The organism is Frigoribacterium sp. MCBA15_019 (assembly GCF_001864945.1).
Lineage (GTDB): Bacteria > Actinomycetota > Actinomycetes > Actinomycetales > Microbacteriaceae > Frigoribacterium.
Map to the genome: position 1 here is coordinate 154,331 of NZ_MJGS01000002.1, position 20,368 is coordinate 174,698.

A 20,368-nucleotide genomic window follows, 5' to 3' on the forward strand; every position below is an offset into this window, starting at 1 on the left:
GTGTCGTGCCGGTTCGGGGGCGTCGCGCCGGGCCGCCCTCACACGGCGACGAGGGGTTCGGTCTGCCAGGTCATGGCCGAGACGGTGCCGGGCAGGCAGCGCTCCAGGGCGGCCTCGAGAGCGCGGCGCGTGCGGCGTGCGGTCAGCTCGTCCCGCACGACGACGTCGAACCGCAGGGTCTCGGGCAGCTCGGTCAGCAGGACCGTCCCGGCGTCGGCGAGCTGCACGAGGTACTGGCCCACCTCGACCCGCGCGGCCCGGTGCTCGGCCAGCAGCCGACGCGACAACCAGAACAGCCCGGCGGCGTCGTGGGCCGTGTGGACGGTCGCGGTCGCGGTGATCATGGCCACACTGTGACGTGACGACCGCTCACGCGCGTGAACGGCGTGTGGCGAACGTGTAAATCATGCGGCGACACGCCGGACGCGATCCGACTTGACAAGCACCTGGACCTCGTTCAGTATTGCCCAGCACCACCCGATGTGAGCGCTCACATTCTCAGGTCAGCGCTCGACCGTCCTCGCGACGGGCCATCCCGCTCCACTCCGCGACACCCCAGCCACACGATTCCTGACGAAGAGGTCAACCGTGAACAGCTCCTCCCTCCGCCGCCCGGCCGCACGACCGGCCGTCCGTACGTCGCCCGCCCCGCGCCTCCTCGCGGTCGCCCCGGTCTGACGTCCCCCTCAGCCCCGACGGGCAGGCCTCGCGCACCCGTCGGCCCGGCGCGTCCCCGGCCACCCGAGCCGTCGAGCGCCAGCACCACAGAGATCCCCTCACAGCACCATCACCCGTCATCGACGACGCCGTCGAGATGACACCTGACACGAATGGAACAACCGTGAAGAAAAAGCTCCTCGTCGGCATCGTCGCCGTCGGCATGGCATTCTCCCTGGCCGCCTGCTCCGGCGGCGGCGGCGGACGCGGCGGTGACGCCGGTGGCAGCAGCAGCGGCGACAACGCCGGTGCGCTGGTCGGTGTCGCGATGCCCACCAAGGTGTCCGAGCGCTGGATCAAGGACGGCGACGCCGTCAAGAGCGCCCTCGAAGACAAGGGCTACAAGGTCGACCTCGAGTACGCCGACAACAAGATCCCCCAGCAGGTCCAGCAGATCAGCAACATGATCACCAAGGGCGCGAAGGTCCTCATCGTCGCCTCGATCGACGGTGGCTCGCTCAGCGACCAGCTCGACTCGGCCGCCAAGGCCGGCATCAAGGTCATCTCGTACGACCGTCTGCTGACGGGCAACGAGAACGTCGACTACTACGTGTCGTTCGACAACTACAAGGTCGGCGTCGACCAGGGCACCAGCCTGCTGACCGGTCTCGGCCTCGCCGACGCCGACGGCAAGAAGGTCGACGGCGCCTCGCCCAAGACCATCGAGGTCTTCGCCGGCAGCTCCGACGACAACAACGCGACCTTCTTCTTCAACGGCGCGATGGACACCCTCAAGCCCTACATCGAGGACGGTTCGCTGACCATCGGCTCCGGCCAGGACCAGTTCACGCAGGCCGCGACGCAGCAGTGGGACCCCGCCACCGCCAAGGCCCGCATGCAGAACCTGATCGCCTCGACCTACTCGGGCGGCACCAAGCTCGACGGCGTGCTCTCGCCCTACGACGGCATCTCGATCGGCATCATCTCGGCGCTCGAGGGTGCCGGCTACTCCAGCGACGCCCTGCCGGTCATCACCGGCCAGGACGCCGAGGCCGCCTCGGTCAAGTCGATCATCGAGGGTCAGCAGTACTCGACCATCTACAAGGACACCCGTCAGCTCGCCGACCAGTCCGTGATCATGGCCGACGACCTGCTCACCGGCAAGACGCCCGAGACGAACGACGACAAGACGTACGACAACGGCGAGAAGGTCGTCCCGACCTTCCTCTTCCAGCCGACCATCGTCACTAAGGACAACTACAAAGAGGTCCTGATCGACAGCGGCTACTACACCGAGGCCGACCTCAAGTAGGTCCCTCCACCCGAGAACCGAGGAGGCGCCGGTCGCCGACCAGCGCCTCCTCGTTTCCCTGCTCCCCAGCGGCACCCACCCGACACACGGAAGAAGGAACACGTGGCGAACACGATCCTCGAGATGCGGGAGATCACCAAGACGTTCCCCGGCGTCAAGGCCCTGCAGGACGTCACGCTCGAGGTCGAGCGCGGCCAGGTCCACGCGATCTGCGGCGAGAACGGCGCCGGCAAGTCGACGCTGATGAAGGTGCTCTCGGGCGTCTACCCGAGCGGCTCGTTCGACGGCCAGATCCTGCTCGACGGCCAGCCCGTCGACTTCAAGAACATCAACGACTCCGAGGCAGCGGGCGTCGTCATCATCCACCAAGAGCTGGCGCTCAGCCCGTTCCTGTCGATCGCCGAGAACATCTTCCTCGGCAACGAGCAGTCGAAGAACGGCTTCATCGACTGGAACAAGACCAACCTCGACGCCGCCGGCCTGCTGGCCCGCGTCGGCCTGCGCGACAACCCGATCACCAAGGTGGTCGACATCGGAGTCGGCAAGCAGCAGCTGGTCGAGATCGCCAAGGCGCTCTCGAAGCGCGTGAAGATCCTCATCCTCGACGAGCCGACGGCCGCGCTGAACGACGACGACTCGGCCCACCTGCTCGACCTGATCAAGAGCCTGCAGGGGCAGGGCATCACGTCGATCATCATCAGCCACAAGCTGAACGAGATCAAGGCGATCGCCGACAAGGTCACGATCATCCGTGACGGCAAGACGATCGAGACGCTCGACATGCACGCCGACGAGGTGTCGGAAGACCGGATCATCAAGGGCATGGTCGGCCGCGACCTCGAGAGCCGGTACCCGGCCCACGAGTCGACCGTCGGCGAAGAACTGCTGCGCATCGAGGACTGGACCGTCCACCACCCCCTCGACGCGACGCGCGAGATCATCCACCAGGCGAACCTCACCGTGAAGGCGGGCGAGATCGTCGGCATCGCGGGATTGATGGGCGCCGGGCGCACCGAGCTCGCGATGAGCGTCTTCGGCAAGAGCTACGGCACCGGCATCTCGGGCACCGTCTACAAGCGCGGGCAGAAGATCGACACGTCGACGGTCAGCAAGGCCATCGCCGCAGGTCTGGCCTACGCCACCGAGGACCGCAAGAAGTACGGCCTCAACCTGATCGACGACATCACGCGCAACGTCTCGGGTTCGGCCCTCGGCAAGCTCGCGAACTGGGGCTTCGTCAACCGGTCCGAAGAGAGCACCGTCGCCGAGCGCTTCCGCAAGAGCATGAACATCAAGGCGCCCACGGTGGCGTCGGTGACGGGCAAGCTCTCGGGCGGCAACCAGCAGAAGGTCGTGCTGTCGAAGTGGATGTACGCCGACCCCGACGTGCTGATCCTCGACGAGCCCACCCGCGGCATCGACGTCGGTGCCAAGTACGAGATCTACACGATCATCAACCAGCTCGCCGACGCGGGCAAGGGCGTCATCGTCATCTCGTCCGAGCTGCCCGAACTGCTCGGCATTTGCGACCGCATCTACACCCTCTCGGAGGGACGCATCACGGCCGACGTGCCGATCGCCGAGGCGACCCCCGAATTCCTCCTGAAGTACATGACCCTCGAACGAGAGAGCCCCGTCAATGAGCGCGCCTAGCCCCACCCAGGCCACCGACCCGAAGCCCACGGGCGGGTCACCCACCTCCCGTCAGCCGCAGTCCGGCTCGGGCGGCAACCCGATCGTCGGTGCGGTCTCGTACCTCGGCGGTCAGCTGCGCCAGATCGGCCTGTTCATCGCGCTGATCGTGATTGTGCTGTTCTTCCAGATCACCACGAACGGCATCACGTTGGCACCGATCAACGTGTCGAACCTGGTCGTGCAGAACAGCTACATCCTGATCCTGGCCATCGGCATGGTGATGGTCATCATCGCCGGCCACATCGACCTCTCGGTCGGGTCCATCGTCGCCTTCACCGGTGCGATGGCCGGCGTCATGATCACGCAGTGGGGCCTGCCCTGGCCGCTCGCCGTGGTGCTCTGCCTCGTGCTGGGCGCCCTGGTCGGGGCCTGGCAGGGCTTCTGGATCGCCTACTTCGGCATCCCGGCGTTCATCGTCACCCTGGCCGGCATGCTCGCGTTCCGCGGTGCCGCCCAGATCGCCCTCCAGAGCCAGCAGATCTCGCCCTTCCCCCAGGGGTTCCGTGACATCGGATCGGGCTTCCTGCCCGCCTTCGGCACGACCGGTTACGAGCCGCTCACGCTCGTCCTCGGCGCCGTCGCCTCGCTGGCCCTCATCGGCACCGGCCTCCGCGGACGTGCGACGCGTCGCAAGTACCAGCTCGAGGACGAGCCCTTCCTGTGGTTCATCACGAAGATGGTCTTCACGGTCGCCCTCGTCATGTACATCGGGTTCCTGCTCGCCAGCTACTCGGGCACCCCGATCGTGCTGGTCGTGCTCGCCGTGCTCGTCGTCGCGTACTCGATGGTCATGAAGAACTCGGTGTTCGGTCGTCACGTCTACGCGATCGGTGGCAACCTGCACGCCGCCGAGCTGTCCGGCGTCAAGACCAAGCGCGTCACGTTCCTGCTGTTCGTCAACATGGGCGTCATCGCGGCACTGGCCGGCGTCGTCTTCACCGGTCAGCTCAACCTCGCCAGCCCCAGCGCGGGCAACGGGTTCGAGCTCGACGCCATCGCGGCCGTCTTCATCGGTGGCGCCGCCGTCACCGGTGGCATCGGCACGGTCACCGGCGCCATCGTCGGTGGTCTCATCATCGGCATCCTGAACAACGGCATGTCGATCCTCGGTGTCGGCACCGAGTACCAGTCCCTCATCAAGGGCCTCGTGCTGCTCGCCGCGGTCGCGTTCGACGTCTTCAACAAGCGTCGCGCCGCCTCGTCCGGCAAGTAACGAGTCGCAACCATCCGCGAGAGGCGCGGTTCCCGGTCACGGGAGCCGCGCCTCCTCGTCTCCCCGCCCTCGGCGGGCACCGACCAGGCCGCAGGAGGCGCGGGCCGGCCGCGCAGGACACCGACGTCCCGAAAACCGAACCGAACTAGGATCACCTCGTGGCAACCCTCTTCGACGTCGCGGCCGCGGCCGGCGTCTCGCACCAGACCGTGTCGCGGGTCGTCAACGGCGACCCCACCGTCCGTCCCGCCACCAAGGCCAAGGTCGACGTCGCCATCGACGAGCTCAACTACCGGCCCAGCCTGACCGCCCGCGCCCTGGCCAGCCGCAAGACGAAGTCGCTCGGCGTGATCAGCACGGGGTTCCCGTTCTACGGGCCGTCGAGCACCATGCACGGCTTCAACGGCGCGGCCCGTCGCGCCGGCTACCAGGTGTCGATGGCCACCCTCGACGTCGACGACCGGCAGGGCATGCGGCAGGCGCTCGACTCGCTGGTGGGCCAGAACGTGGCGGCCATCGTGCTCATCGCCCCCGACGCCGAAGCGCTCGAGGTGCTGCGGCGCTCCGGGGTGTCGGTGCCGCTCGTCACGGCCGACAGCGAGGCCGAGGACGGCCACCACACGGTGTCGTTCGACCAGGCCGCCGGGGCCGAGGCCGCCGTCGAGCACCTCGTGTCCCTCGGTCACCGTCGCATCGCGCACGTCGCCGGGCCCGACGGGTGGATGGACGGCCGCGACCGCGAGCGGGGCTGGCGCGAGGCCTGCGCCCGGCTCGGCGTCGACTCGACGGTGCTGCTGCGCGGCGACTGGACGCCGGGTTCGGGTCATCGCATCGGTCGCGAGCTCGCCGTCCGCGACGACGTGACGGCCGTGTTCTGCGGCAACGACCAGATGGCGCTCGGCGTCGTGCACGCCTACGTCGACGCCGGTCGGGTCGTGCCGCGCGACGTCAGCATCGTCGGCTTCGACGACATCCCCGAGGCCGAGCACTTCGTCCCGCCGCTGACCACCGTGCGGCAGGACTTCGAGGCGCTGGGACGCCGTCTCATGACGACCGTCGAGGCCGTGCTCGCCGGCGACGAGGCGCCCGTGGCGGCGCTCGACCCCGAACTCGTCGTCCGCCGGTCGACGGCGGTCCCCGCCCGCTGACGGGCTCCGACCAGGCCGTGCGAGATTGCACGGTCGCACTCGCTCATGTGAGAATGTGAGCGCTCACTTTCGCATCAGGACAAGGACGTTCCATGGCTGAGACCGCCATCCCCTCCGACTCGTCGCCCGCGGCCCCCGACCCCGCCGGCAGCTCGGCCGACACGTACGTCGTCGGCGTCGACTACGGCACGCTCAGCGGCCGGGCCGTCGTCGTGCGGGTCCGCGACGGTGCCGAACTGGCCAGTGCCACGTTCGAGTACCCGCACGCCGTCGTCGACCGCACCCTCCCCGGCACGGGCGAGCGCCTCCCCGCCGACTGGGCCCTGCAGGTGCCGTCCGACTACGTCGACGTTCTGAAGAACGCGGTGCCCGAGGCCCTCCGTGCGTCGGGCGTCGACGCGTCCGCGGTCGTCGGCATCGGCACCGACTTCACCGCCTGCACCATGGTGCCGACCACGGCCGACGGCACCCCGCTCAACGAGCTCGACCGCTTCGCCGACCGACCGCACGCCTTCGTCAAGCTGTGGCGTCACCACGCCGCCCAGGGCCAGGCCGACCGCATCAACGAGCTGGCCGCCGAGCGCGGAGAGTCGTGGCTGCCCCGGTACGGCGGGCTCATCTCGAGCGAGTGGGAGTTCGCCAAGGGCCTGCAGCTGCTCGAAGAGGACCCCGAGGTCTACGCCGCGACCGAGCACTGGGTCGAGGCCGCCGACTGGATCGTCTGGCAGCTCAGCGGCCGGTACGTGCGCAACGCCTGCACCGCCGGGTACAAGGGCATCTACCAGGACGGCGAGTACCCCAGCCGCGAGTTCCTCGCCGCGCTGAACCCCGACTTCGCCGACTTCGCCGAGACCAAGGTCGTGCACGAGATCGGCGCCCTGGGCGACGTCGCGGGCACGCTGACGGCCGAGGCCGCCGGCTGGACGGGCCTGCCCGAGGGCATCGCCGTGGCCGTCGGCAACGTCGACGCGCACGTCACCGCCCCGGCCGCCAAGGCCACCCAGCCCGGCCAGATGGTCGCCATCATGGGCACGAGCACGTGCCACGTCATGAACGGCGACAAACTGGCCGAGGTGCCCGGCATGTGCGGCGTCGTCGACGGCGGCATCGTCGACGGGCTCTACGGCTACGAGGCGGGCCAGTCCGGCGTCGGCGACATCTTCGCCTGGTACGTGAAGAACCAGGTGCCGCAGTCGTCGGTCGACGCCGCCGTGGCGGCCGGCAAGAGCGTGCACCAGCACCTCACCGACCTCGCCTACGAGCAGCCCGTCGGGGCCCACGGCCTCGTCGCCCTCGACTGGCACAGCGGCAACCGCTCGGTGCTCGTCGACCACGAGCTGAGCGGCGTCATCGTGGGCCAGACGCTCAGCACGACGCCCGAAGAGGGCTACCGCGCGCTGCTCGAGGCCACGGCCTTCGGCACCCGCCGCATCGTGCAGGCCTTCGAAGAGTCCGGGGTGCCGGTCACCGAGTTCATCGCCGCGGGCGGCCTGCTCAAGAACGCGCACCTCATGCAGACCTACAGCGACGTGCTGCGCCTGCCGATCTCGACCATCACGAGCGAGCAGGGTCCCGCCCTCGGGTCGGCCATCCACGCCGCCGTCGCCGCGGGCGCCTACCCCGACATCCGGTCGGCGGCCGAGGCCATGGGCAGCGTCGACCGGGCGACCTACGTGCCCGACGAGGCGGCCGCCGACGCGTACGACGCGCTCTACGCCGAGTACCTCCTGCTGCACGACTGGTTCGGTCGGGGCGGCAACGACGTGATGCACCGCCTGCGCGCGATGCGTCGTGAGGCGACCCGCGCCTCCTCGGGTCCCTCGGCGACCGCCGGGAGCGCCCGGGGCACGGACGCGGTCGAGCAGGACGCCACCGCGTCCGCCACGAGCGACGCGCAGGTGACCGCATGACCGGCTGGATCGACCGCTCGACGCAGGCGGCCATCGACGCGACCCGAGAAGACGTCGCGACGCTGCACGCCGAACTCGTGCGCTACGGGCTCGTCGTCTGGACGGGCGGCAACGTCTCGGGTCGCGTGCCCGGCACCGACCTCTTCGTCATCAAGCCGAGCGGCGTGCTCTACGACGACCTGACGGCTGAGAACCAGATCCTCTGCCGCCTCGACGGCACCGTGGTCGAGGGCACTCCGGGCAGCGACCGCAGCCCGTCGAGCGACACCGCCGCGCACGCCTACGTCTACCGCACCATGCCGCACGTCGGGGGAGTGGTGCACACGCACTCGACCTACGCCACGGCCTGGGCCGCCCGCGGCGAGGCGATCCCGTGCGTCATCACGGCGATGGCCGACGAGTTCGGCGGCGAGATCCCCGTCGGGCCGTTCGCCATCATCGGCGACGACTCGATCGGCCGCGGCATCGTCGCGACCCTCGAGGGGCACCGCAGCCGGGCCGTGCTCATGCAGAACCACGGCGTGTTCACGATCGGCAAGGACGCCCGCGACGCGGTCAAGGCCGCCGTCATGACCGAGGACGTCGCGCGCACCGTCCACATCACCCGCCAGCTCGGCGAACCCATCCCCATCCCGGCAGAGAGCATCGACGCCCTCTTCGACCGGTACCAAAATGTCTACGGCCAAGCGCCGGCAGGAGAACTGAAGTGACGAACGACATCCTCGACCCCACCGCCTTCCTCGCCTCGCGAGAGGTGTGGTTCCTCACCGGCAGCCAGGGCCTCTACGGCGAAGAGACGCTGAAGCAGGTCGCCGACCAGTCGCGTGCCATCGCCGACGAACTCGCCGCCGCCTCCGACGTGCCCGTGCGCCTCGTCTGGAAGCCCGTGCTGACCGACGCCGACGCGATCCGTCGCACCATGCTCGAGGCGAACCTCGACGACTCGGTCATCGGCGTCACGGCCTGGATGCACACGTTCAGCCCGGCCAAGATGTGGATCGGCGGCCTCGACGCGCTGCGCAAGCCGCTGCTCCACCTGCACACGCAGGCGAACGTCGCGCTGCCCTGGGCCGACATCGACTTCGACTTCATGAACCTCAACCAGGCCGCCCACGGCGACCGCGAGTTCGGCTACATGCAGACCCGTCTCGGCGTGCCGCGCAAGACGGTCGTCGGCCACGTCAGCGACCCGCGCGTGCAGCAGCAGGTGGGCACCTGGATGCGCGCCGCCGCGGGGGCCTCGGCCATGCGCTCGCTCAAGCTGGCCCGCTTCGGCGACAACATGCGCTTCGTCGGCGTGACCGAGGGCGACAAGACCGAGGCCGAGCTGGCCTTCGGCGTCCAGGTCAACACCTGGGGCGTCAACGAGCTGGCCGAGGCCGTCGCCGCGGCGTCCGAGACGGCGATCGACGAGCTCGTCGCGGTGTACGAGGCCGAGTACGACGTCGTCCCCGCGCTGCGAGCCGGTGGCGAGCGTCACCAGTCGCTGCGTGACGGTGCCGCGATCGAGATCGGTCTGCGCTCGTTCCTCGAGGCCGGCGGGTTCAGCGCCTTCACCACGAACTTCGAAGACCTGGGCGCACTGAAGCAGCTGCCCGGCCTCGCGGTCCAGCGCCTGATGGCCGAGGGCTACGGCTTCGGGGCCGAGGGTGACTGGAAGACCTCGGTGCTGGTGCGTGCGGCCAACGTGATGGGCGCCGGGTTGCCGGGTGGCGCCTCCTTGATGGAGGACTACACGTACCACCTCGTGCCCGGCGAGGAGAAGATCCTCGGGGCGCACATGCTCGAGGTCAGCCCGGCGCTGACGTCGGGGCGCGCCTCGCTCGAGGTGCACGCGCTCGGCATCGGCGGCAAGGACGACCCGGTGCGCCTGGTCTTCTCGGCCGACCCCGGCCCGGCCGTCGTCGTCGCGATGAGCGACGTGCGCGACCGGTTCCGCCTGACGGTCAACGTGGTCGACGTGGTCGACCCCGACGAGGACCTGCCGAACCTGCCGGTGGGGCGCGCGGTGTGGAAGCCCCGGCCGTCGTTCGCCGTGTCGGCCGAGGCATGGCTGACGGCCGGCGCCGCCCACCACACGGTGATGTCGACCGCGGTCGGGCTCGAGGCCTTCGAAGACCTCGCGCGCATCGTCGAGACCGAGCTGCTCGTCATCGACGAGGACACCCGCATCCGCGACTTCCGTCACGAGGTCGCCTGGAACGCCGCGTACCACCGCCTCGCCCGCGGCCTGTAGGCCTCGCGGCTCGCGCGTCTCGCGCAGGTCGCGCATCGAGTGGTCCCGGATCGTCCTTCGCCCCACGGCGGACGACGGTGCGGGACCACTCGTCGTTGCGATGGCCGGGCCCGCTCGTCGGGCGTTGGCCCCGAGGAGGCGCGGGTCTAGATCCAGCCGAGATCTCGCGCGTCCGAGGCGGCCCGTCCGCGGTCGGGCGCCCCGACCTTGCGGACGGCGGACGAGATCAGGTTGCGCACCGTGCCCTCGGCGAGGTGCAGTTCGGCGGCGCACTGTCGGGTCGAGAGCGACCGGTCGACGAGGCGGAGGACGTCACGCTCGCGTGCCGTGAGCGGGCACGCCTCGGCGCGGAGGACCGTGGCGGCCAACCTCGGGTCGACGTGGTCTTCTCCGGCAGCCGTGCGCCGGACCACGGCGAGGAGTTCGTCGATGCTGGCCCGCTTCGAGACGACCGCGCCGATGCCCGACCGGACGATCTGACGGACGAGGACGGCGGGCAAGCGGCGACCCAGGACCACGACGGCATCGTGCCCCTGGCGCAGTCGCCGGGCGTCGTCCACGACGTCGGGGTGGTCGTCGGCGTCTATGACCAGCACGCTTCGGGGGGGAGGCCCCGGTTCGGAGGCGGGCTTCGCGGGGTCGTGCATCGTGACGGGTGTCAGCCCCGGCGTGACACGGATGCACGCCTCGATCGCCGACCGCGTGAGCACATCGTCGGCGACCACGCGAACTCCGATCGTTCCGTCGTGTGCCAAGGCATCCCCCACTCGTCGTCGAATTCATGACCAGTATGTCTCATGACGTCGACGTGACGCATGCGTAGTGATTTCGTGACGGCCGTGACTTTCCAGTCGAGCTGCCGATGCCGAGACTCGGAGGTGTCCAGTCGATTCGACGTGGGAGGAGGGAACGCATGAACAAGATCGAGAGCACGACGCTCAAGCCGGGTAGCGCAGCACGCTGCAACGGCGGGTGCCTCTGCACCTGACAGCCGAGGCGGGCCGCCCGTCGGGCGGTCCGCCTTCTCTGTCAGTCCGGTGACCGCATCTCCCGAAAGTCGACATGTCCCTTCCCGTCTTCACCCTCTTCGAGGTCGTCCGATACGAACGTCTCTGGTCGGCGCTCCGCGCCGCCGGGCCCGCTGCAGCGTGGCGACTCATGAACGACATCGCCCGGTTCGACCTGCCCGCCTACGACTCGATCGCTGACCCGTCCGACACGAGCGCCGGCATGGCGGCCAAGGCCCGTGCCGCCATGGGGGGCTTGCCGGGTCTCGCCTCCGTCGACATCGACGCTGCAGCTGGACGATACGGCGACTACGGGCCTCGGATGCAATTCGAGTCGACGTTCGTCACGCTGTGGCTCGACGACCGAGCTCGGCTGGACGAGGTCGTCGAGGTTCGTGGCGGCGAGCACCTCGACGAGGCGATGGAGCACGGCCGTGGTGCCCTGGCCCTGCCTCTGCACTTCGGGGCGTCCTACGTCGTCCCGCCGATCGTCGCGCACCGACACCCCACGCGCTTCGTCTTCAACAGGATGAACTTCGACGAGCTCCGGGATCGGGCGTTTCCCTCTCTCGATGTCGACGCCTTCGCCGTCGACGACGACGCGACCTTCCGAAATGGGCTCCAGGCGCTGAGAGATGGACTCGTCTTCGCGATGTTCCCCGAGTTCGACCCCAGAGGCCGAGGCCGTCACCACACCGTCGTCCCGTTCCTGGGGGCTTCCGTCTTCGCGCCGCAGGGGCCGGCCCTCATGAGTCGTGCCGCGGGCGCACCCATGCTCCCGATGCACCTCGACCGGACGGGAGAAGCACAGTTCGTCCTGACGATCCACCCGGCGATTCCGGCCCCGACAGATGACGTCGAGGTCCAGGGGTCAACGGTCGCGTTGTGGCGACTCATCGAGAGGCTCATCCTCGACGGCCGCGCCGGCGACTGGGAGATGTGGACCGACTTCGATCTGATGCGGACGGAGTCGGCGGCGTGACCACGGTTCCGCTCGTCGAGATCCGAGAAGTGTCACGGCTCTTCGAGAGCGGTGGCGGGAGACCGCCCGCCGTCGACCGTGTCTCGTTGGACCTTCACGAGGGCGCGATCGTCGCGATCGTCGGTCGCTCCGGCTCGGGCAAGTCGACTCTGGTGCAGATGGTCGGTGCCCTCGACACCCCCGATCACGGACAGATCGTCTTCGACGGAATGACCCTTTCCTCCCTCTCCGAGGCGGAGCGCACCGTCCTGCGTAGAGATCGCATCGGATTCGTCTTCCAGGACTCCCACCTCGTCCCGACCCTGTCGGTGCTCGAGAACGTCGCGCTCACGTCACTCGTCGCGGGAAGACGCCGCTCGGAATGGGCGGATCGAGCGCACGCGCTACTCGATGAACTCGGCCTCGACGGTCTCGGGCCGGCTCGTCCGGCCACTTTGTCGGGCGGAGAGGCCCAGCGTGTGGCCCTGGCTCGCGCGCTCTTCTCCCGTCCGTCTCTCGTCCTCGCGGACGAACCGACCGGCGCGCTGGACAGTGCGACCTCACGGGATGTCCTGAGGCTGCTCCGGGCCGTGGTCGTGGACGACCAGGCATCAGCGGTCGTGGTGGTCACCCATGACCTCGAGACCGCCTGCATCGCCGACAGGATCATCGTCCTGCGAGACGGCCGAGTCATCGCCGACGAACGCTTCACACCGGCGGCCACAACCGACAGCGCCGAGGGGAGGGCCCATGAAGAACGCGTTCGCGCTTGGTTGGCGGAACATCGCTGACGGACGGCGGCGGGCGGGGCTCACCGCCCTCACGGCAGCCTTGGGGGTCGCCCTTCTCACGGCAGCACTCGTCACCGGGCTGACGGCGCGCCAGACGGTCGTCGACGGGATCGACTCATTGCTCACGTTCGGGGACGTCGGCATCGTCCCCGCGGTCGATCGCGAGTTCGTCGACGAGGGTCTCGTGGACGCACTCGCCGCCGATCCCGGTGTCGTGTCGTCGCTCCCGACCCTGAGTCGAGAGACGGTCGCCGTCGGCACGACGGGTGAGGCGGACACCCTCCTCCTGACCGGTGCCCCGGCCGGGCCGGACTCGCTCGCCTCCCGGGTGGTCACCGACGGTCGAGCTCCTCGGCCGGGCTCGGACGAGCTCCTGGTGCCGACCGATGTCGCAGACCGCATGAGCGCCTCCCTGGGGAGTCGGATCTCGTTGACGACTCCCTCGGGCGTCCGCTCGTTCGACGTGGTGGGGCTCGTCGACCCCCGGTCGTTGGGTGTCTTCGCCCGGGACAACGTCTTCACCGACCTCGACGTGGTCCAGAGGGCGTTCGGGCTCGAGGGTGACCTCACCCGTCTCGACCTCGAGCTCGATCCTGCAGTCGCGTCCACCTGGGCAGCAGAACACCGAGCGGCGCTCCCGGCCGGAGCCGTCTTCCAGGACACGTCGGCCGTGGCAGACGGCCTCGGTCCCATCGAAACGGCCGTGACGACGGTCATGGCAGGGCTCGCTCTGGTCGCCCTCGCCGTGTCGGCACTGCTCGGTTCACTGGCGAGCACGGCTGCCGTCCGGGCACGGCGCCGCACCTACGGTGTGATGCTGGCCACGGGCGCGTCGACGCGGTGGTTGGTCTCGTCGGTCGGCGCCGAGGTCACCATGGTCGCAGCGGCCGGAACGGTCGTGGGCGTCGCGGTCGGCGTCGCCGGCGCTGCGGTGGTGATGAGTCGGACGGACGGGGCGACTCCGTCTCTGTCGACTCTCACCCTCTCGGTCGGTCTCGGTGTGCTGGCCGGAGCGATCTCCGCCGTGCTCGGAGCCCGCCGAGCCGTCGCCGACGTCCGTCGAATTTCGCCGGCGTTCGTCGTGAGGGGCGTCGACCCCGCAGACGGGTCGACCGGATCGTTGCCGCGGCGACGAGCCGTCGCGGGCGTCGTGGTCGCGTCGCTCTCGGCGATGGTGATCTGGGCCCTCGACACAGGCGCCTTCCTCGACGCTCTGGGCCTGGTCGCCCTGGCAGCCTGCGCGCTGGCGCTCTCCCGCCTCGCGATCGCGCCCTTGGCTGCACTGGCGGCCAGGCTCCAGTGGGCAGCCGACCTGGCGCGTCGCCGACCGACCCGCGGCAGGTCGACGGTGACCGGGGCCCTCACCCTTGTCGTCTTCGGTGCGGTGTCGCTCGCCACATCCGTCGGTGCCGTCGCCTCCGCGACAGGGGAACAGATCGATCGGCAGTTCGGGGCCGACGTGCAAGTCACCTCGGTCGTGCCCTTGTCGGACGACGCCGAGCCGACGATCGCCGTCGACGGCGTCCGGGACGTCGCGCGGTCGGTGTCCGGAGAGGCCACCGTCCGGTCCGCGTCCGCCGAACTCGACGTGCCCTTCCAGGCCGTCGACCCCGAGACCTGGTTCGACGTGTCGGGGCTCGCGTGGTCCGCCGGCGGCGGATCGAGAGGTGTCGAGTTGCTGAGGGCCGGTGGGGGGATCGCCCTGCCGAGGGGGGTCGCCGAGTCCCTGACGGTGGCCCCGGGCGACGAGGTCGTCGTGTCGGCCGGGGGGACCCAGGTGCCCCTCGAAGTCGTCGGGCTCTTCACCTCGGTGGCCACGGGGCAACAGGTCGTCATCGACCGCAGGACGGCGCGGGAACTCGGTGTCACGGGGGTCTCTCGGTGGGACGTGTCGGCAAACGACGGGGTCAACGTCGCCGACTTGTCAGACCGCATCACCGCTCAGGTGGTCGGTGTGCCCGGTGTCGACGTCATCACTGCCGAGGCGACGAGGGATCGAGCCGCCTCCGAGACGGCAGCCCTCACCGCAGGACTCTTCGCCGCGGTGACGGTGACGCTGGCCCTCGGGGCGCTGGGCGCCAGCAGCACGTTGAGCCTCGACGTCGAAGCGCGGCGCGGTGAACTCGCCGTGCTCCGCACCGTGGGGTGCCGACGTCGCGGCGTCGGTGCTCTCGTCGCCTGGGATGCCACCGTGATCGCCGTGGCGTCGCTGAGTGCGGGACTGCTCCTCGGCTCGTTCGGGGGTGCTTTCGGGACACGGATCGTCTCGAGGCTCCTCGGCGTGGGGGTCGACCCGGCGGTCGAACCTGCGACGACCGCGGGAATCGTCGGCGTGACGGCGATCGCTCTCGCCTTCGCCGCCGTGGGTCCGGTCCTGCGGGCCTCCCGCACGGAGCCCCTGACGATTCTGAGGGGCACGTCATGAGCGGTGATGCGAGATCGGGCTCAACCGCTCGCCCCCGTCTGCGAGACAGCATCGTCGTCGTCCAGCTCACCGACGGCCGTCTGCAATTCAGGGCCACGTACGAGCGGGTCGTGTCGACCTTCTCCGTCGAACCCTGGGTAGCGGACCTCGTCCCGCTGCTCGACGGGACTCGCACGCCGGTGCAGCTCGCCCAGACGCTTTCCTTGCGTGATCGCGGAGCGCTCGAGAACGTGCTGCAGGTCCTCGAATCCGAACGCTTCCTGGCGTCGGAGGTGTCGTCCACCGATCGTGCCACGAGGCATTCGCGTCAACTGCAACTCTTCGACGAGATGATCTCGGCCGGTGAACTGTCCGCAGTTGCTCGAGGACACGACGCCACGACGATCCAGAGCCGGCTCACCGGTGCGTGCGTGGTCGTGGTCGGCGTCGGTGGCGCTGGTTCGTGGGTCGTGCAATCGCTGGCCTCGGCGGGGGTGGGAAAGCTCGTGCTCATCGATCCCGACCTCGTCGAACTCTCCAATCTGAACCGGCAGGTGCTCTTCGATTCCGGTGACATCGGACGAGTCAAGGTCGACGCAGCCGCAGAGCGAGTCGCCGAGATCGACGCGGACATCGCCGTCGACGTCCGGCGCATTCGGGTGGACACCCCGGAACAGCTCGCGACCCTGCTCTCCGGCGCCGATCTCGTCGTGAGTTGCGCAGACCAGCCCTCGGTGCCCGTCGTGGCCGACGTCGTGGCGACGGCGAGCACCGCGGTCGGTGTCCCGCACATCGTCGGAGGCGCGTACGGCGCCCTGCTCGGGGTGCCGGGTGTCACCGTCCTGCCCGGCCGAACGACGTGCTGGTCGTGCATCCGTGCCGCGACAGCCGACGACCACGGACGTGCCGCGCGAACGCTGAAGGGCTCATCGCCCGGCGGTTCAGCCGCCCCGCTGGCCGGCGTGGTGGGGAACATGACGGCATGGGAGGCGCTCCGGATTCTGCTCGGAGCGCCACCGGCACTGGCCGGAGGTGTCCGCGAGGTCGATCTCGCCAGCTTCGACAGCGTCTGGCGTCCGATCCCACCACGTCTCGGATGCGGATGCGTTCCATCGTCCGAGACGACCGGTTCGACCTGACGATCGCCGAGACCGGGCATACGGCGACGCCCGTCGTTGTTCACCCCCGCATGAGCATTCCCCTCTCGATCCTCGACCTCGCCCCCGTCGCACCCGGTCAGACCGTGCGCGAGAGCTTCGCGGCCTCCGTGGCCCTGGCGCAGCAGGCCGAGGCGAGCGGGTACCGGCGGGTCTGGTACGCCGAGCACCACAACATGGCGTCCATCGCCTCGAGCGCGACGTCGGTGCTGATCGCCCACATCGCGAGCCAGACGTCGACCATCCGCCTCGGCTCCGGCGGCGTCATGCTGCCGAACCACTCGCCGCTCGCCATCGCCGAGCAGTTCGGCACCCTCGAGACCCTGCACCCGGGCCGCATCGACCTCGGCCTCGGCCGCGCTCCCGGCAGCGACCAGGCCACCTTCCGCGCCATGCGCCGCGACCCCTCGTCGTCCGAACGCTTCCCGCAGGACGTCGTCGAGTTGCAGGCCTTCCTCGCGGGGGAGTCCCGCGTCGCCGGCGTCCAGGCCGTCCCCGGTGCCGGCACGAACGTGCCGCTGTACATCCTCGGCTCGTCGCTCTTCGGCGCGAAGCTCGCCGCTGCCCTCGGCCTGCCCTACGCGTTCGCCTCGCACTTCGCGCCCGGCGACCTGATCGACGCCGTCTCGGCCTACCGCCGCGAGTTCCAGCCGTCGACCCAGCTGAGCGAGCCGTACGTGCTCGCCGCCGTCAACGCGGTCGTCGCCGACGACGCGGACGAGGCCGACGCCCAGTTCGCCACCATGAAGCGCCAACGGCTGATGATGCTGCTGCGCCAGAGCGGCCAGATCGACCCCACGCGCGAGTTCGGCGACGACGAACTCGACCACCTGCTCCGCACCCCCGTCGGCCAGCACGTCCAGACCATGACGACCTACACGGCCGTCGGCACGCCCGGCGACGCCCGCGAGTACATGGAGCAGTTCGCCCGCACCGCCCAGGCCGACGAGCTGATCGTCGCGCACGCGGCCTCGTCGTCGGAGGCGCGCCTCCGGTCGGTCGCGCTCCTCGCCGACGCGATGCAGCTGGCCCCCGCCGCCGCGTAGCCCCCGCGCCTCCGGGCGAGACGCGCTGCGCCCCGCTTGCCGGACACCGCCGGGTGGACGAGACACCGAGAGATGCGACGGTGTCCAGTCCGCTCGGCGGTGTCTTCGTCGGAGCAGCCCGTGGCCACGCCTCGGTCGCTACGGCGCGGTGAAGAGGAAGACGAACACGACGGCGACGGGCTGCAGGGCCGCCCCGCCGAGCAGCATCGTGCGGCGCAACCACGGGCGCGACGAGATCGCGGGTGTGCCGAGCACGGGGCTGAGCGGCATGAGCAGCCGGAACAGGCTCTGCTGCGGCAGGAACACCGCGACGAGGTAGGCGAAGAACCCCGCGACGAACGCGACGACCTCGTGGCCGAGCCGCAGGGTCGAGCGGCGGGTCATCCAGAACGTGACCGACGCGATGATGGCCAGCACGAGCACGATGCCCCCGATGCCCAACCAGCGGCCGGCGAGCAGGAACCACGGCGTCAACGGCACGAACGCCGGGCGGCCGACGTAGTCGACCCACCAGGCCATCTCGGTCTCGAGGTAGGCGTCCGACTGTCCCGTGACGACGTGGGCGACGACCGGCCACGCGAGTCCCGCCGCGGCCATCGCCAGCCCCGCCACGACGATCGTCGTCAGCTCGCGCGTCGGCATCCGGCCGCCGACGACGAACTCGCGCAGACCGGCCCAGCCGCGGCGGGCCGACGTGCGGGCGGCGAGGACGAGCGCAGGAGGCGCGGTGCCGATCCCGGCGATCCGTCGCGTCCCAGCGACCCCGGTCGACCGCGTCGTCGCAGCGCCGGCCGCCTCCGAGGCCACCGGCCGGGCCTCGGGCCGTTCCCGCTCGGTGTGCCAGCGCACGATCAGGTGGATGCCGAGCGCCAACGCCAGGGCGAGCGCCCCGGGGCGGACGAACGACGCGACGATGCCCGCCGCCGCCACGAGCGGGTAGTTCCGCCGCTGCATGGCGAGCAGGCCGCCGAACATCAGCAGCAGGAAGAGGCTCTCGGCGTAACCGACCGACATGACGAAGGCCATCGGCCCGAAGCAGAACAGCAGCACGGCCCAGAGGGCGCCGGTGTGTCCGACCTTCGTCACGAGCAGGCGGTAGAGGACGATCGCCGCACCCGCACCGAACACGGTGGCGAGCAGGGGGGCGGCGACGGTGAAGTCCATGCCCGTGGCCACCATCAGCAGGTGGCAGAGGTACGGGAAGACCGGCAGGAACGCCCACTCGTTCGGCAGCACCTGGCCCGCGGCGTCGGTGGGCAGGCTCGACGGGTAGCCGTGCAACGCGATGGTGCGGTACCGGTCGGCGTCCCACGACGACGTGAAGTCGAGGAAGCTGCGGTCGCTGCCCGGCGTGATGAAGGTCGCCCCGGCGAGTTTCGCGACCTCGTAGACGGCGAAGAGGACGCTCGTCGAGAACAGCCGCGACGCGAGGTAGACGACGAGCACGCTGCGCCAGCTGCCCGACAACCGACCGGCCAGATCGACGGAGAAAGCGGGTCGGCGCAGCCTCGCCGCCGACGGCGACGCGATCGTCTCGCGGCTCACCGCCCCGCCCCGTGTCCGGTCATCTGGACGACGCTACCAAGAGTCGGCTGGGACGGGGCAAGATCGACCCATGCCCCTTCCGTCCTTCGCCGCCCTCGGGATCGACGACGTGGCGGTCGCGGTCTACCGTCACGTCGTCGCCGGGGCCGGGGTGGCGGACTCCGCGGGAACGGCGGCCGGGCCGACGCCCGAGGCCGTGGCACGGGCCGTGCACCTCGACGAGGCGACGGCCCTGGCCGCCCTGGAGCGCCTCCGTTCGCTCGGGCTCGTCCAGCGGTCGGCGGGTGGCGACGGCTACGGCGCGGTCGACCCCCGCGTGGCCGTCCCGGCCGTCGTCGCGGCGCGGGCCGACGCACTCGTCGAGGTGCGCGCGGCGGTGCCCGAACTCGGGGCGCTCTTCGACGAGGGCCGCCGCCCGCGCGACGCGGACGAGCTGACCCGGGTCGTCGTCGGTCACGCGGCCGTGGGCGACTGGTACTCACGGCTCGAGCACCGCGCGACCACCGACTTCGTCGCCTTCGACCGTCCGCCCTACGTGGTCGCGTCGAACGAGTCCACCCAGCGGGTGGCCCTCGGGCGCGGGGTGCGGTGGCGGGCGGTCTACACGGTCGCCAGCATCTCGGCCGACGGCAGCTGGCAGGGCGTGCACCGCCTCGGCGCCGACGGCGAGGAGGCCCGCATCACGCACGACCTGCCGGTCAAGCTCGCCGTCGCCGACCGCCGGGTCGCCCTCGTCTCGATCGGCCACGACCCCGACCGGCCCGAGGCGCTCGTGACCGAGTCCGAGCCGCTCGTCGCCGCGCTCCACGACCTGTTCGAGGCCCGGTGGCGCAGCGCGTTGCCCGTGCCCGGCACCCCGGGGGCCGGTCGTGCCGCCGTCGACTGGGCCTCGGTGGCCGCGCGACTGGCGGCGTCGTCGACGTCGACCGTGACGTCGCCGTCCGGCGTCGCCACCCCGTCCCGGGACCAGGAGGCGCGGCTCGCGATGCGACCCCCCACCCCCGCCGAGCGCGACCTGCTCGCCCTCGTGGCGGCGGGGGCGACCGACGAGGTGATCGCGGGTCAGCTCGGCATCTCGTCCCGCACGCTCCGGCGGCGCCTGCACGCCCTCTTCGACGAGCTCGGCGCGAGCAACCGGTTCCACGCCGGTGTCGAGGCCGCCCGCCGCGGCTGGGTCTGAGTCGGCCGACGCCCAGCCTGCTCACGGCTCACCCATCGGGTCGCCTCGGTAGCGTCCCGGACGTGACCGATCTGCGCCGTCCCGAGCCGTCGTGCTGAGGCTCTCC

General features: G+C 70.4%; 16 protein-coding genes. 13 read left to right on the forward strand and 3 right to left on the reverse strand.

Annotated elements, in window-relative coordinates; all coding sequences use genetic code 11:
• Positions 1-38: 38 nt before the first annotated feature.
• Entirely contained in the window at positions 39-344 is a 306-nt protein-coding gene (locus BIV04_RS05680; protein ID WP_071255073.1) for a hypothetical protein, read from the reverse strand.
• Between the two features lie 470 nt (positions 345-814).
• Here BIV04_RS05680 and chvE point away from each other — a divergent pair, with 470 nt between their 5' ends.
• The 7 genes from chvE to araA all read left to right on the forward strand — a co-directional run bounded on the left by chvE (position 815) and on the right by araA (position 10,171).
• The gene (gene chvE, locus BIV04_RS05685) at positions 815-1,969 is read left to right on the forward strand and encodes a multiple monosaccharide ABC transporter substrate-binding protein (RefSeq protein WP_071255075.1); all 1,155 of its coding nucleotides are present in this window, start codon (positions 815-817) and stop codon (positions 1,967-1,969) included.
• A gap of 102 nt (positions 1,970-2,071) precedes the next feature.
• Positions 2,072-3,622 (forward strand): multiple monosaccharide ABC transporter ATP-binding protein, encoded by a 1,551-nt coding sequence (gene mmsA / locus BIV04_RS05690; RefSeq protein WP_071255077.1) that lies wholly within the window; start codon positions 2,072-2,074, stop codon positions 3,620-3,622.
• Positions 3,609-4,877: a multiple monosaccharide ABC transporter permease gene (mmsB, locus tag BIV04_RS05695; RefSeq protein ID WP_083396187.1), complete on the forward strand. Its 1,269-nt coding sequence runs from the start codon at positions 3,609-3,611 to the stop codon at positions 4,875-4,877. The genes mmsA and mmsB overlap by 14 nt, the downstream gene beginning before the upstream one ends.
• 158 nt (positions 4,878-5,035) lie before the next feature.
• Positions 5,036-6,025 carry a LacI family DNA-binding transcriptional regulator gene (locus BIV04_RS05700; RefSeq protein ID WP_071255079.1) on the forward strand — a complete coding sequence of 330 codons (990 nt, stop codon included), beginning with the start codon at positions 5,036-5,038 and terminating at the stop codon, positions 6,023-6,025.
• Positions 6,026-6,117: 92 nt separating this feature from the next.
• Positions 6,118-7,935, forward strand: a complete 1,818-nt coding sequence (gene araB, locus BIV04_RS05705) for a ribulokinase (protein ID WP_071255081.1) — start codon at positions 6,118-6,120, stop codon at positions 7,933-7,935.
• Positions 7,932-8,645 (forward strand): L-ribulose-5-phosphate 4-epimerase, encoded by a 714-nt coding sequence (locus tag BIV04_RS05710; protein ID WP_043595113.1) that lies wholly within the window; start codon positions 7,932-7,934, stop codon positions 8,643-8,645. Before araB ends, BIV04_RS05710 begins: the two co-directional genes overlap by 4 nt.
• A gap of 8 nt (positions 8,646-8,653) precedes the next feature.
• Positions 8,654-10,171 carry an L-arabinose isomerase gene (gene araA / locus BIV04_RS05715; RefSeq protein ID WP_071255319.1) on the forward strand — a complete coding sequence of 506 codons (1,518 nt, stop codon included), beginning with the start codon at positions 8,654-8,656 and terminating at the stop codon, positions 10,169-10,171.
• 146 nt (positions 10,172-10,317) lie between these two features.
• Here araA and BIV04_RS05720 read toward each other — a convergent pair whose 3' ends face one another.
• The gene (locus tag BIV04_RS05720) at positions 10,318-10,896 is read right to left on the reverse strand and encodes a LuxR C-terminal-related transcriptional regulator (RefSeq protein ID WP_071255082.1); all 579 of its coding nucleotides are present in this window, start codon (positions 10,894-10,896) and stop codon (positions 10,318-10,320) included.
• Positions 10,897-11,401: 505 nt separating this feature from the next.
• Between BIV04_RS05720 and BIV04_RS05725 the strand changes: the two genes are divergently transcribed.
• The 5 genes from BIV04_RS05725 to BIV04_RS05745 all read left to right on the forward strand — a co-directional run bounded on the left by BIV04_RS05725 (position 11,402) and on the right by BIV04_RS05745 (position 17,537).
• Complete coding sequence (locus BIV04_RS05725) at positions 11,402-12,160, forward strand: lysophospholipid acyltransferase family protein (protein ID WP_177174772.1); 759 nt, start codon at positions 11,402-11,404, stop codon at positions 12,158-12,160.
• A complete protein-coding gene (locus tag BIV04_RS05730; protein ID WP_071255084.1) occupies positions 12,157-12,930 on the forward strand; it encodes an ABC transporter ATP-binding protein in 774 nt (257 codons plus the stop codon). Before BIV04_RS05725 ends, BIV04_RS05730 begins: the two co-directional genes overlap by 4 nt.
• The gene (locus BIV04_RS05735) at positions 12,890-15,355 is read left to right on the forward strand and encodes an ABC transporter permease (protein WP_177174773.1); all 2,466 of its coding nucleotides are present in this window, start codon (positions 12,890-12,892) and stop codon (positions 15,353-15,355) included. The genes BIV04_RS05730 and BIV04_RS05735 overlap by 41 nt, the downstream gene beginning before the upstream one ends.
• Before the next feature lie 329 nt (positions 15,356-15,684).
• The gene (locus tag BIV04_RS17075) at positions 15,685-16,473 is read left to right on the forward strand and encodes a ThiF family adenylyltransferase (protein ID WP_255364185.1); all 789 of its coding nucleotides are present in this window, start codon (positions 15,685-15,687) and stop codon (positions 16,471-16,473) included.
• A gap of 50 nt (positions 16,474-16,523) precedes the next feature.
• Entirely contained in the window at positions 16,524-17,537 is a 1,014-nt protein-coding gene (locus BIV04_RS05745; protein WP_071255321.1) for an LLM class flavin-dependent oxidoreductase, read from the forward strand.
• A 138-nt stretch (positions 17,538-17,675) separates the two neighbouring features.
• On the opposite strand, the gene BIV04_RS05750 is transcribed toward BIV04_RS05745, so the two are convergent.
• Complete coding sequence (locus BIV04_RS05750; protein WP_071255090.1) at positions 17,676-19,082, reverse strand: mannosyltransferase family protein; 1,407 nt, start codon at positions 19,080-19,082, stop codon at positions 17,676-17,678.
• A gap of 70 nt (positions 19,083-19,152) precedes the next feature.
• On the opposite strand from BIV04_RS05750, the gene BIV04_RS05755 reads away from it, so the two are divergent.
• Positions 19,153-20,262, forward strand: a complete 1,110-nt coding sequence (locus tag BIV04_RS05755) for a helix-turn-helix transcriptional regulator (protein WP_071255092.1) — start codon at positions 19,153-19,155, stop codon at positions 20,260-20,262.
• The last annotated feature ends 106 nt before the right edge of the window (positions 20,263-20,368 follow it).